Origin of the sequence: Pseudomonas sp. J380 (assembly GCF_009827115.1) — a bacterium.
Classification (GTDB): Bacteria; Pseudomonadota; Gammaproteobacteria; order Pseudomonadales; family Pseudomonadaceae; genus Aquipseudomonas; species Aquipseudomonas paracarnis.
The window spans coordinates 4,148,430-4,161,599 of sequence record NZ_CP043060.1 but is presented as its reverse complement, the minus strand read 5'-3'; the positions used below and the strand labels follow the sequence as shown (position 1 = coordinate 4,161,599).

General features: G+C 59.9%; 9 protein-coding genes. 4 read left to right on the top strand and 5 right to left on the bottom strand.

The window, feature by feature from the left end:
* Nucleotides 1-75: 75 nt before the first annotated feature.
* The 5 genes from FXO12_RS18705 to FXO12_RS18685 form a co-directional block, all read right to left on the bottom strand.
* The gene (locus FXO12_RS18705) at nucleotides 76-612 is read right to left on the bottom strand and encodes a DUF3299 domain-containing protein (RefSeq protein WP_003195640.1); all 537 of its coding nucleotides are present in this window, start codon (nucleotides 610-612) and stop codon (nucleotides 76-78) included.
* Between the two features lie 77 nt (nucleotides 613-689).
* A complete protein-coding gene (locus tag FXO12_RS18700; RefSeq protein WP_005792540.1) occupies nucleotides 690-935 on the bottom strand; it encodes a GlsB/YeaQ/YmgE family stress response membrane protein in 246 nt (81 codons plus the stop codon).
* A 105-nt stretch (nucleotides 936-1,040) separates the two neighbouring features.
* Complete coding sequence (locus FXO12_RS18695; RefSeq protein WP_054896064.1) at nucleotides 1,041-2,126, bottom strand: 5-(carboxyamino)imidazole ribonucleotide synthase; 1,086 nt, start codon at nucleotides 2,124-2,126, stop codon at nucleotides 1,041-1,043.
* A gap of 11 nt (nucleotides 2,127-2,137) precedes the next feature.
* Entirely contained in the window at nucleotides 2,138-2,629 is a 492-nt protein-coding gene (gene purE / locus FXO12_RS18690) for a 5-(carboxyamino)imidazole ribonucleotide mutase (RefSeq protein WP_003195648.1), read from the bottom strand.
* A gap of 333 nt (nucleotides 2,630-2,962) precedes the next feature.
* A complete protein-coding gene (locus FXO12_RS18685) occupies nucleotides 2,963-3,871 on the bottom strand; it encodes a LysR substrate-binding domain-containing protein (RefSeq protein ID WP_019818139.1) in 909 nt (302 codons plus the stop codon).
* Between the two features lie 181 nt (nucleotides 3,872-4,052).
* On the opposite strand from FXO12_RS18685, the gene aspA reads away from it, so the two are divergent.
* From aspA to FXO12_RS18665, 4 genes are all read left to right on the top strand, one after another.
* On the top strand, nucleotides 4,053-5,477 hold the full coding sequence (gene aspA / locus FXO12_RS18680) for an aspartate ammonia-lyase (RefSeq protein ID WP_003195657.1): 1,425 nt from the start codon (nucleotides 4,053-4,055) through the stop codon (nucleotides 5,475-5,477).
* A 392-nt stretch (nucleotides 5,478-5,869) separates the two neighbouring features.
* The gene (locus tag FXO12_RS18675) at nucleotides 5,870-7,315 is read left to right on the top strand and encodes a sodium:alanine symporter family protein (protein WP_054916993.1); all 1,446 of its coding nucleotides are present in this window, start codon (nucleotides 5,870-5,872) and stop codon (nucleotides 7,313-7,315) included.
* A gap of 76 nt (nucleotides 7,316-7,391) precedes the next feature.
* Nucleotides 7,392-8,369 carry an asparaginase gene (locus FXO12_RS18670; RefSeq protein WP_054896065.1) on the top strand — a complete coding sequence of 326 codons (978 nt, stop codon included), beginning with the start codon at nucleotides 7,392-7,394 and terminating at the stop codon, nucleotides 8,367-8,369.
* A 115-nt stretch (nucleotides 8,370-8,484) separates the two neighbouring features.
* Complete coding sequence (locus FXO12_RS18665; protein ID WP_057975236.1) at nucleotides 8,485-13,122, top strand: DUF6543 domain-containing protein; 4,638 nt, start codon at nucleotides 8,485-8,487, stop codon at nucleotides 13,120-13,122.
* The last annotated feature ends 48 nt before the right edge of the window (nucleotides 13,123-13,170 follow it).

The window sequence follows — 13,170 nt, the reverse complement described above, 5'->3', positions numbered from 1 at the left end:
GCAACTGGGTGTATCAGGAACACCGAGGCGTTGCTATCGCAGGCAAGCCAGCTCCCACAGGTTATGCTCTGAGCTTTAGAGATCAGACTCCTTCACCACCCGCACCTTCCCCGCCTCCAGCGCATACGCGGCATCTGCCAAGTCGTTATTGACCTTCTCCACCTTCAGCGTGCCCGTGACCCACAGCGGCGTGTAGATATCATCCAGCTTCAACCCCTTGGGATAGCGCACCAGCACCAGTTGATTAGGCGGCGGTGGCGGCACGTGTATGCAGGCGCCCGGGTAAGGCACGAGGAAGAACAACGTACTACGGCCCTTGGCGTCCGTTTCAAGCGGCACCGGATAGCCGCCAATGCGGATATTCTTGCCGTTCATGGCCGCTACGGTCTTGGTGGAATACATCACCGCAGGCAGGCCCTTGCTCTGCTTCAAGCCACCCTTTTCGGTGAACGTGCCTTGAGCTTCGGGGGAGTTGTGGTCGATCTCGGGCATGGCTTCGAGAGCTTTCTGATCCGACAGCGGCATCAGGTCGAGCCAGTCGGTTTCCGGCAGTTCGCCAGCGTGCGCCAGGCCAGAGCCCAGCAGAAGAAGCGTTAACAGAAGACGGCGCATGGAGAGGCTCGGCAAATACAAGTGCCGAGCATTCTAGCCCTCTGCGCCTGCGCAGCGCAGAGGACTTTGTCGGCTGATTACTTCTTTTTGATCAGGCCGTAGATCACCAGCAACACGATGGCACCCACCAGCGCGCCGATGAAACCTGCGCCCTGGCCTGCCTGGTAGATCCCCAGGGCCTGACCGCCGTAGGTCGCGGCCAGGGAACCGGCGATACCCAGCAGGATGGTCATGATCCAGCCCATGCTGTCGTCGCCAGGCTTGAGGAAGCGCGCCAGCAGGCCGACGATCAAGCCGATAAAAATGGTTCCGATGATACCCATGGCATTTCCCTCTGATTGGTATGAGTCATGCCAAAGCCTAGTCAGCCTTTGGCATCCTGCAATCAGAGAGACGCAGAACCCCAATGGTTCCCGCCGTGGTCAGGCTTATTGTTCGGCGATCAGCGCTTCAACCTTGAGGATCTGCGCCTGCAGCGTCGCACGGTCCTTGCAACGCAGGTTGGCGTGGCCGACCTTGCGCCCGGCCTTGAAGGCCTTGCCGTAGTGATGCACGTGGCAATCGTCGATCGCCATCACACGCTCCACCGGCGGTACAGAGCCGATGAAGTTGAGCATGGCGCTCTCGCCGACCTTGGCCGTGGAGCCCAACGGCAAGCCCGCCACCGCCCGCAGGTGGTTTTCGAACTGGCTGCACTCGGCGCCTTCGGTGGTCCAGTGCCCGGAGTTGTGCACGCGCGGGGCAATTTCATTGGCCTTGAGGCCACCGTCGACTTCAAAGAACTCGAACGCCATCACGCCGACATAATCCAGTTGCTTGAGGACGCGGCTGGAATAATCTTCGGCCAGGGCCTGCAACGGGTGGTCGGTGCTGGCCACGGAGAGCTTGAGAATGCCGCTGTCGTGGGTGTTGTGCACCAACGGGTAAAAGCGGGTTTCGCCATCACGGGCGCGTACGGCAATCAGCGAGACTTCGCCAGTGAACGGCACGAAGCCTTCCAGCAGGCAGGCAACGCTGCCCAGCTCGGCAAAAGTGCCGACCACATCGGCCGCGGTGCGCAGGACTTTCTGGCCCTTGCCGTCGTAGCCCAGGGTGCGGGTTTTCAACACCGCCGGCAGGCCGATGCTGGCGACCGCCGCGTCCAGGTCCGCCTGGGACTGGATATCGGCGAAGGCCGGCGTCGGAATGCCCAGGTCCTTGAACATGCTCTTTTCGAACCAGCGATCGCGAGCGATGCGCAAGGCTTCGGCGCTCGGGTACACCGGCACGAACTGCGACAGGAAGGCCACGGTTTCGGCCGGGACGCTTTCGAATTCGAAGGTCACAAGGTCAACTTCATCGGCCAATTGGCGCAGGTGGTCCGGGTCGCTGTAGTCAGCGCGCAGGTGTTCACCCAGGGCCGCAGCGCAGGCGTCCGGCGCCGGGTCCAGGAAAGCGAAGTTCATACCCAGCGGCGTACCCGCCAAAGCCAGCATGCGGCCCAGTTGGCCGCCACCGATTACACCGATTTTCATCGTCAACAACCTCAGGCGATGCGTGGGTCTGGATTGTCCAGCACGCTGTCTGTCTGCTCAGCACGGAATTTTTTCAGCACCGCATGAAACTGCGGGTGCTTGGCGCCCAGAATGCTGGCGGACAGCAAGGCTGCGTTGATCGCGCCGGCCTTGCCGATTGCCAGGGTTGCCACCGGAATGCCAGCCGGCATCTGCACGATGGACAACAGCGAATCCACGCCCGAGAGCATCGACGACTGCACCGGCACGCCAAGCACGGGCAGGTGAGTCTTGGCCGCACACATGCCAGGCAAGTGCGCCGCGCCGCCGGCACCGGCGATGATCACCTCGATGCCACGGGATTCTGCTTCATCGGCATACTGGAACAGCAAATCCGGGGTGCGGTGGGCGGAGACCACCTTCACTTCGTACGGAATGCCGAGTTTTTCCAGCATATCGGCGGTGTGGCTAAGGGTGGACCAATCGGACTTGGAGCCCATGATCACGCCAACCAATGCACTCATCGTCGTGCCTCTTCTCTCTGGGCGCCCGCAGGCGCGTCAAAAAACAACAAGCCACGCGGGAAATCCAGCGTGGCTTGGTGTACGAATTAAGGCCGGTTTGGACCGGCCGAAGGCCGCGCAGTATACCGTAATAATCCAGATAAACAGCCCCTGGGATGACCATCTGTCTAGCGGCGCAAAGTGGCGGTTTTATTGACTTAAGAGTCAGCGAATACACCACGAAATCCTGTGGGAGCTGGCTTGCCTGCGATAGCAGTGGATCAGAGCCAAATAGGTTGGCTGACACACCGCTATCGCAGGCAAGCCAGCTCCCACATGTGTTATGCGCTGGGCTCAAGCGCTTTGCGCTGCCCCACCTTCCAGCTTCCTCCACAACAACCGCACATTCGCCTTGCGCACCAACGCGCAGCGATACAAGCGAATCTCCAGCGGCACATGCCATTGCGGCCCGCCGCACACCACCAGTTCGCCACGTGCCAACTCTGCACGTACGCTCAACTGCGGCACCCAGGCGATCCCCAAGCCTTCGAGCGCCATGCTCTTGAGGCTGTCGGCCATGGCGGTTTCATAGATGGTGGTAAAGCGCAGAGCCCTCTGGCGCAGCAGCAAATTCACCGAGCGGCCCAGGAACGCGCCGGCGCTGTAGGCCAGCAGCGGCACGCTGCCCTCGCCCTCCAGGTCGAACAGCGGCTTGCCCTCGGCATCGGCGGCGCACACCGGGAGCATTTCGGTGTTGCCCAGATGCAGCGACGGGAAAATCTCGGCGTCCATTTGCATCGCCGCGTCCGGGTCGTAGAACGCCAGCATCAGGTCGCAACCGCCTTCGCGCAGGGCGTGCACGGCGTCGCCGACGTTGGTGGCCACCAGCCGCGTGGCGATATTCAAGCCCTCGTTGCGCAACTGCGCGATCCAGCGCGGGAAGAACCCCAAGGCCAGGGAGTGGGCGGCCGCCACTTGCATGACTTCGCCCTGCCCGCCTTCCAGGTGATGCAAATGGCGCAGGACTTCACCGAGCTGTTCGACCACTGTGCGCGCCGTAACCAGGAACAACTGCCCCGCCGCCGTCAACTCCACCGGTGTACGCGAACGGTTGACCAGCGTCAGGCCCAACGCGGCTTCCAGGCTGCGGATACGCCGACTGAACGCCGGCTGGGTGACAAAGCGCCGCTCAGCCGCCTGGGAAAAACTACGCGTCGCCGCCAGGGCGCTGAAGTCTTCCAACCACTTGCTCTCAAGGTTCATCACTGCCTCCCACGGAATGCACCATTTTGGCACACACGCCCGCCAAGATAACCGGGTCACATCCACATTATGCCGTTTGTGCATAGGCCAGTGTTTAACAGCATTGGCCCAAAAAGTTCTACAAGCCTAGCATTCGCAGCGTTCCGGCCAGTTCCGGGTCCATATTGAGATGATTTCCGTCATGTCCTCTGCTGCATCATTCCGTACCGAAAAAGACCTGCTTGGCGTACTCGAAGTACCGGCTCAAGCGTATTACGGCATCCAGACCCTGCGAGCGGTGAATAACTTCCGCCTCTCGGGCGTTCCGATTTCGCATTACCCGAAATTGGTGGTCGGTCTGGCAATGGTCAAGCAAGCGGCCGCTGACGCCAACCGCGAGTTGGGCCAGCTCAGCGAAGCCAAGCACGCTGCCATCAGCGAAGCCTGTGCTCGTCTGATCCGCGGCGATTTCCACGAAGAGTTCGTGGTGGACATGATTCAAGGCGGCGCCGGCACTTCAACCAACATGAATGCCAACGAAGTCATCGCCAACATCGCGCTGGAGGCCATGGGTCACCAGAAGGGCGAATACCAGTACCTGCACCCCAACAACGACGTGAACATGGCGCAGTCGACCAACGACGCCTACCCGACCGCGATCCGCCTGGGTCTGCTGTTGGGCCATGACGCGCTGCTGGCCAGCCTCGACAGCCTGATCCAGGCGTTCGCCGCCAAAGGCGCCGAGTTCAGCCATGTGCTGAAAATGGGCCGCACCCAGTTACAAGACGCCGTGCCGATGACCCTCGGCCAGGAATTCCGCGCTTTCGCCACTACCCTGGGCGAAGACCTGGCGCGCCTGAAGACCCTGGCACCGGAGCTGCTCACCGAAGTGAACCTGGGCGGCACCGCCATCGGCACCGGCATCAACGCCGACCCACGTTACCAGGCCCTGGCCGTACAACGCCTGGCCACCATCAGCGGCCAGCCGCTGGTACCGGCGGCCGACTTGATCGAAGCCACCTCCGACATGGGCGCCTTTGTACTGTTCTCCGGCATGCTCAAGCGTACCGCCGTGAAGCTGTCCAAGATCTGCAACGACTTGCGCCTGCTGTCCAGCGGCCCACGCACCGGCATCAACGAGATCAACCTGCCGGCACGCCAGCCAGGCAGCTCGATCATGCCCGGCAAGGTCAACCCGGTGATTCCGGAAGCGGTTAACCAGGTGGCATTCCAGGTGATCGGTAACGACCTGGCCCTGACCATGGCAGCCGAAGGCGGACAATTGCAGTTGAACGTGATGGAGCCGCTGATCGCCTTCAAGATCTTCGACTCGATCCGCCTGCTGCAACGCGCCATGGACATGCTGCGCGAGCACTGCATCGTCGGCATCACCGCCAACGAAGCACGCTGCCGCGAACTGGTGGAGCATTCCATCGGCCTGGTCACCGCGCTGAACCCGTATATCGGCTATGAAAACGCCACCCGCATTGCGCGTATCGCTCTTGAAAGCGGGCGCGGCGTGCTGGAACTGGTGCGTGAAGAAGGCTTGCTCGACGACGCCATGCTCGACGACATCCTGCGCCCGGAAAACATGATCGCTCCACGCTTGGTCCCGCTGAAGGCCTAAGCGTTTGTTGCACCGCTCACCAGGTTGAGGGACTAGACACCTCTCACCTTTTGAGGGCCTGAAGGCTCGTTCTTCAGGCCCTTTTTTTTGCCTTGAGGTTGCTCCATGACGCCCATAAAAAATCTAATATCGCACCGCAAACCTTCCTCCCCTTCCGCGACCGCGCTGAAACCTTTAATCGCCCCGTGCAGACGGATCACGCTCGCCTAGGTATAGTGCCGCCCCTCTTCGCGTCTGCGGCTGTCGGTAACGAGGCCCGGGAACCACGCGAAAGCGCATGAATAACAACACCCGCAAAAGGATGGGGATCGAGCGTCGTGCACTGCCTGGTGCCGAGCGATGCGTCGGACCGTCCTGCGTTTGCCATTAGAAAAATCAGCGAGGAACACTCCATGCTCGAAGTCATCAACGACTTCCTCTCAGGGAAAGTACTGATCGTGCTCATAGTCGGGCTCGGCGGTTATTTCACGATCCGCTCGCGTTTCGTGCAGTTGCGTCACTTTTTCCACATGTTCTCGGTGTTTAAAGACAGCCTCAAGAGCAGCGCCGGCCAACTCAGCTCGTTCCAGGCGCTGATGCTCAGCCTGGCCGGCCGCGTGGGTGCCGGTAACATCGCCGGTGTCGGCATTGCCGTGACGTTGGGTGGCCCAGGTGCCGTGTTCTGGATGTGGGTCACCGCGCTGGTGGGCATGTCTTCGAGCTTTATCGAGTGCTCCCTCGGCCAGTTGTACAAGCGCACCGACGCTGAAGGCACCTACCGTGGCGGCCCGGCGTATTACATCCAGCACGGCCTGCACAAGCGCTGGCTGGGGATGGTCATGGCGTTCCTGCTGCTGGTGACCTTCGGCTTTGCCTTCAACGGCCTGCAAGCACACGCTGTCACCCACTCGCTGAACAACGCCTTCGGCCTCGACACCACCTACACCGGCCTCGCGCTGGCGGTGTTGCTGGGCCTGGTGTTCATCGGCGGGATCAAGCGTATCGCCTCGATCGCCGACCTGCTGGTGCCGGTCAAGACCCTGGTCTACATCGCCGTGACCCTGTACGTGATCGTGCTGCAATTCGACCACGTACCGGCCATGCTCGCGACCATCGTCAAGAGCGCGTTCGGCCTCGACCAAGCCTTCGGTGGCCTGGTGGGCAGCGCGATCATCATGGGTGTAAAGCGCGGCGTGTTCGCCAACGAAGCAGGCTTGGGCAGTGCGCCTAACGTGGCGGCAGTGGCGTCGGTAGAACACCCTATCGCCCAAGGCGTGGTGCAAGCGTTCAGCGTGTTCCTCGACACCTTCGTGATCTGCACCTGTACTGCGTTGCTGATCCTGCTGTCGGGTTTCTACACCCCAGGCTTTGAAGGCGACGGCATTGCCCTGACCCAGAACTCCCTGGCGGCAGTAGTGGGTGACTGGGGCCGCATGTTCATCTCGGTGGCCCTGGCGTTGTTCGTGTTCACGTCGATCATGTACAACTACTACTTGGGCGAGAGCAACCTGCGCTTCCTGGTCGGCAACAACCGCAAGGTGCTGATGGGTTATCGCGCTTTGGTGCTGGTGCTGATTTTCTGGGGCTCCATCGAGAACTTGAGCACGGTGTTTGCCTTCGCCGACATCACCATGACCATGCTCGCGTTCGTCAACCTGTTCGCCCTGGCGTTCCTGTTCAAGATTGCCATGCGCATCCTCAACGACTACGACAACCAGCGCGCGGCGGGTATCAAGACCCCGGTGTTCGATTCCAGCCAGTTCCCCGACCTGGACCTGGACCGCAAGGCCTGGCCGGCCAACCCGGTGAAAACCGAAGCGGCCCCGGCAGTTGAACTGAGCGCTCAAGCGCAACGTTAATCACGGCTAGATGACACGCCGCCCGGCCTTGGGCATGCTCTGGGCCCGGCGGCGTTTTTCGTTCAGGAGATTTTCGATGCAATCAGCTAATAACGTGATGGTGCTCTATACCGGCGGCACCATTGGCATGCAGGCCAGCGCCAATGGCCTGGCACCCGCGTCTGGTTTTGAAGTACGCATGCGTGAACAGTTCGCCGACGCAGACCTGCCCGCGTGGCGCTTCCGGGAAATGTCACCACTGATCGACAGCGCCAACATGAACCCCGCTTACTGGCAGCGCCTGCGCAGCGCCGTGGTCGAGGCGGTAGACGCCGGCTGCGATGCCGTGCTGATCCTGCACGGCACCGACACCCTGGCCTACAGCGCGGCGGCCATGAGCTTCCAACTGCTGGGCCTGCCGGCACCGGTGGTGTTCACCGGTTCGATGCTGCCCGCCGGTGTGCCCGACAGCGATGCCTGGGAAAACGTCAGCGGTGCGTTGACAGCCTTGGCCGAAGGGTTGGAGCCGGGTGTGCACCTGTACTTCCACGGCGCGCTGATGGCACCGACCCGCTGCGCGAAGATTCGCAGTTTTGGGCGCAATCCGTTTGCGGCCTTGCAACGCAAGGATGACTTCGCCCGTGCCGAAACCCTGCCGGCAGCGCTGGATTACCGTCAGCCCAAAGCCTTGGCGAACGTCGGCGTACTGCCGCTGATACCCGGTTTCGACGCTGCACAGCTAGACGCAATCATCAGCAGCGGCATTCAGGGCTTGGTGCTGGAGTGCTTCGGCAGCGGCACCGGGCCGAGCGATAATCCGCAGTTCCTCGCCAGCTTGCAGCGTGCGCAAGATCAAGGTGTGGTGGTGGTCGCCATCACTCAGTGCCATGAAGGCGGTGTAGAGCTGGATGTCTACGAGGCCGGCAGCCGCTTGCGGGGCGCCGGCGTGTTGTCCGGCGCAGGCATGACCCGCGAAGCCGCGTTCGGCAAGTTGCACGCCCTGCTCGGTGCCGGCCTTGCCGTCGAGGAAGTGCGGCGCCTGGTAGAGTTGGACCTGCATACCAACCCAACTTGAACGCCCAAGACAGCCCTACATAAGCACTGCTATTCCCTGCTTGCTGATACCTAACATGGAAAACCCGAGCCTGCTCTCGGCTTTTTCCATTGATCGGCAAGACAGGGATGCCCGCATGACAACCTCCAGCTCCACACCCTCGCAGCAAACGCCTCCAGACACTGAAACACACAAACTGGCCACTCAACTGTCCGTCGGACCTTCGTTTCGTGAAGCAGCTCGCGAACTGCTGCGCCAGTCTTTACTGGAGAAATACCCAGACCTGGACATCGACCCGGCCATGACACTGATGGGCACTCCCACCTGGGAGCTCATCGATGACCAGATCGTGCCAGGGCCAACACGCTATGAAACCTTGAGCAGCATCCTGGCCCGGCAGGCCATCCTCAAGGTGCCGACGCTGTGCGTCGAGGGCAATCACTTCCTGACCCTGAAGCCGTTGACCACCCCCCCGCTTCATTTACCCGTGCGTATTGTCGAAATCGCCAATCTTATCAATACCCTGGCGCCGGTGGTCTACCGGGCCTTTCAGGAACAGTTGGTAACGTTCTGGAACCAGAGCAACGGCAACGGTCCTCGCTGGCAAACACTCACCCAGAGCCTGCGCGGGGCCTGGAATGTGCAACACGTCGATGCCTGGACCGACGAAGACTGCACGATGGCCCGAACGCTGTTTCATGCACCCACCCGCTCCGCTCGCCAAGGCAATAACCCTTATGGCAGCCGCGCTTATCTGATTGATGCCGACCTGGTAAAAGGTTCCAAGACGCAGCACACAGACCAAGTATTCATGACCGTGCTCGAGGGCAAACTCGAAGACAAAACCCTGATCCTCTGTTACTCACCCTTCAAGGGATACGAGAAATACGACACCTACCAACAGCTAGGCGATTCGTTGAAGGATCACCTGGAGCAACCGGAGGCTTTTGATCGCCTGGAGTGGCGCCTTTATGAACCTGACGGCGATTTTTTCGAGCACGCTGCCTGCAAGCTGATCGCCCTGCAACTTGAGACTGTGGAAAACCTCAAAACCGGGGATTACAAACAGCCCAGCGCGAAACACCCGCCCCTGCAAACACTCCCGATGCCTGCCGAAAAAGCCATCGCCAAAGGGCCGGGCCCAGGCTGGTATCAAACCCAACTGCCGGACTGGCTGACCGATGCCTCTGCCAGCGATCAGTCGCTTTATTCACGCCACCTCAAGGACTTGGCCTCGCTCAATAGCCTGAATGCCGGCAAGACCTACGATGACGGTATTCCCAGCATTCATCAGTTCGCCTTGGACCAGTTGAAAATCGAGCTGCTCAAGGACCACCCGACGCTGCATTACCTGAAGCTCGACAAGCTGAAAATCCAGGTCAAGAGCCTGGTGGTATGGGGCCTTTTCACCGTGCCCGGGCAGTTCGAAACCACCACGTTCAGCCTTGCCGAACTGGCCCTGCAAAACCTGATTGCACTGCCCACCGGTAATAAAACGTTGCTGAGCGACATCCGCCAATCCATACCGGATCGGATAACCGTGGCTTACCTCGAAACACTGATCAGCCGCTGTAATATCGGTGTCACGTACCCTGCATTGATCCGCAGCAAACTGCTGGATGACCCGGCCGAGGCGTCACGTCGCAAAAAACTGTACCGCGATCACCTGCGAGTCCAATTGCCGATGCTGGCCTTACAGCACAAGATTCGCCGCATGGGCGGGATTGACGAGCGCGGCTACCGCTACGTTGTGGCTGTGATGCAGCCTGAAAGCGGCGACCATTACGTCGACGGCAAAGCCATCATGGTGCGACGCCTGAGCTTCAACCCCAAGCGCCGGCTCATCAACGGCAACGATGACGTCACCAATATGTACATCATCGGCCCAGAAAATGCTCAAGACGGCCCTTGCCTGCTATACCGCCCGTTGTTTGAACCCGCGTTGCTGCAATACCCATCACCGGCAAACTTGCTGTATGCCATCAGCCAGTCGCGCACGTTGCGCGATTCGGTGATTAGCTGGCTACCGGACGCGGTGCGTAACCACTACGCCAATTATGTCTTTACCAGTCATTGGCCGTCGCCGTGGGTCATCGCCGACTTTCTGGTAAACCCCATCGAGCTATGGACCTATAGCGGTCCCGTGAGTCTTGGTGAGGAGAGCCTCAACGGGGATATGTTCAAGACGCTGTTCGAGAGCAACGCCAAAGCGCTGATTGAACTGGCGGACCGCCAATCGGTATCGAATGCCGAAAGCCGCTGGGACACGCTAAAGCAGGCCGGTTGGGTGCTCTTCAATGCCGCACTGCCCTTTATGGGGCGCGTCGCAAGCACTAGCGCGTGGATCTGGCAAATCGTCGAACAGCTGGAAACTTTTGCCCAGGCCCATGAGGAGGGCGACAAGCCTGCACAATGGTCTGCGCTGACCGATGTGCTGCTTAACCTGGGTATGGCGATCACCTTACACAGCGCACAGCGCAGCAGACCTAAGTTCGAGCCGGCCAGGATCGAGCCCACCAAAGTCAAGACGACCGAGCTTGCGCCTGAAACGCCGGGCCCCTCCAGCACGATAAGCTTCACCGTCGAGCAACTGCCTGAGCGAACCTCGCTGGCCCCGCCTCCCGATCACGAGATCGCACTGAACACGAGCGGCGCAATCAACCGCACGCCAGCGCTGGAAACCTCGATGCTTGAAAGCTTTAAAACAGAAAAGCCCGCTGACCTCGGCGCCGTCATAGACCAGCCGGCTGCTGACCGCTACCTGTATCAGTCAGGAGAGCAGCACTACGCTCCCGTCGGCGAAAACTGGTTCATGGTGAAAGTGGACGACGATAAAAACATTGTTGTCATTGACCCCAACCAGGCCAACCGCATCGGCCCCATACTGATTCACAACGCTCAGGGCGAATGGTCCGTCGACCACCGGGTGCGCCTGCGCAAACCCAGTACCGATCGGTTGAAAAATACCGCCAAGGACCTTGCGATCACCGAAGCCGACGCATCGCGCAGTAAATTGAAAGCGTTTGAAAGCGCGAAGAAAACCCAGCAGCGCCTACTGCAAGAAACCCGCAAAGCAATGGCCGAGGCCCCCAGTACCAGTGCCCAAGCCAAACGCCAGGCCTACCTGGACACGCTCGATGGCCAATCGGAAGACTACGAACAAGCACGGCAACACCTGATGACCATCGCCGTCTTCACCTCGGAGCCTGAATTCCAAGTAAAAGCCATTGGCTATCTACAGGCCCAACTGGCGCTCAATGAAGCAGGGGTAAACGAAGAACTCGTCCCCTTTACTTCAAAACTTTCGCCCGTTCTGGAACAGCTCCCAATCCATGCACCGCCACCTCATACCAGCGATATCGCGGATTACCAACAGATCGTCGAGATGAGCGACAGCATGATCAAACGCCTGGATTACGCTCAGTCACGCTTCACCGAACTACGCAAATTCGGCCCGGCCGGATTCGACGTGATCAGGGAGAGCAAGCGCAAACTGCCCCGCTATATGAGCGACGATCTCAGGGCCCTGCAGGTGACGTTGGCGCGTCACTTGTGCCTGACCCCTGAATCCCTCGCAACCGAACCCCATGCCTGGGAGATGCTCAACAACACGCTCGACAGTGCCGACGTCGCGGTACAGACCCTGCGTGACACCCTGGATGAGCGAAGCGAATATCGCCTGGACGAGCGTATCGATGCCTTGAGCAATCTAGTGGAGCAGTTCAAGTTCATCGATGAGCGCTTGAAGGACTTTTCTCAAGAGTTCTCCGAACAGATCCAGGCCCAACCCCTGGAGCGCCTGAGTCGATCGCTGCAAGGGTTCGCCAACCGCGCCAAGGCGGCACTTGTCCCTCTGCACGAAGAACAGAAACTGACGCGAATCAGGCCCACCCCTCCCCCTGCGCTACCCAGGCCGCTGAAAAAATTTATCCAGACACGCTACAACGGCGTGTTGATTGGCGAACCCCGCTTGGACCCCATAGGGACCGTATCAAGGTTCGTTGATATCAAGACCCCGATAACCGGCCAGGTCCTGGCCACCTTTCATGAGAAGACTCCGGGTATGTGGGTCGAACACATCGAAACGCCCACGGCACAGGCCACATCCACAACGCTCACGCTCCACGACGCCACCACCGCGGGCGAGAAACTACTCGCCCAATTGCCGAAGTTTCAAGAACGCGCCAGCCAACAAGCCAACGATACCTCGCGCACGGCCATCGGCATCGAGTACATGTTTCACCAGCACGCCTGGTTGCTCGAGCGCAGCGAGCAAGATATTGACGAGGCATTGATCAAAGCCAAAGTCACGGCACAAACCAAGCAATCCAGCGCAGACCTGCGCAAACGACTCAAGGCTGCCACAAAAGCACTTTACGCACGAGCCACTGAAACCGTGGCAAAGCTGATCAAGCAACAGCCGCCGACCCTTGCCCATGTCGACTGGCTCATTAACCACCGCGAAATTGCGATCAAAAAGGTCACGACCCGCCAGCCCCTCAAGGGCGCCACTTGGAGCTATCAAGATGAGTATGCCGTCATTGATCTGTCTACCAGCAAACCCCTCTGGTATGCACATTTCCAATACTCGAGCGCCCACGCTTCACTTAACAGATTTCTCCATGCACGGTTGAAAACACCAGCAGAACAACAGCTCAAAGAGGTGGCTGACACGATCACCGACTTGAACGCAGAGGAACAACTCAACTACTACCGCAGCTCCATCAACCTGACGCAAGCCCAGCGCTTGTTTTTCCCGCCAGAGGTCTATTGACCATCCCCTCGCGCAACGGCACATAACTTGCTCCAGCCTGGCAAACCC

Bases quoted from the DNA above. Each gene is read 5' to 3' on its own strand.
- FXO12_RS18695 (WP_054896064.1), bottom strand. From the start codon at position 2,126: ATGAAAATCGGTGTAATCGGTGGCGGCCAACTGGGCCGCATGCTGGCT.
- FXO12_RS18700 (WP_005792540.1), bottom strand. From the start codon at position 935: ATGGGTATCATCGGAACCATTTTTATCGGCTTGATCGTCGGCCTGCTG.
- FXO12_RS18705 (WP_003195640.1), bottom strand. From the start codon at position 612: ATGCGCCGTCTTCTGTTAACGCTTCTTCTGCTGGGCTCTGGCCTGGCG.
- FXO12_RS18685 (WP_019818139.1), bottom strand. From the start codon at position 3,871: ATGAACCTTGAGAGCAAGTGGTTGGAAGACTTCAGCGCCCTGGCGGCG.
- aspA (WP_003195657.1), top strand. From the start codon at position 4,053: ATGTCCTCTGCTGCATCATTCCGTACCGAAAAAGACCTGCTTGGCGTA.
- FXO12_RS18670 (WP_054896065.1), top strand. From the start codon at position 7,392: ATGCAATCAGCTAATAACGTGATGGTGCTCTATACCGGCGGCACCATT.
- FXO12_RS18675 (WP_054916993.1), top strand. From the start codon at position 5,870: ATGCTCGAAGTCATCAACGACTTCCTCTCAGGGAAAGTACTGATCGTG.
- purE (WP_003195648.1), bottom strand. From the start codon at position 2,629: ATGAGTGCATTGGTTGGCGTGATCATGGGCTCCAAGTCCGATTGGTCC.
- FXO12_RS18665 (WP_057975236.1), top strand. From the start codon at position 8,485: ATGACAACCTCCAGCTCCACACCCTCGCAGCAAACGCCTCCAGACACT.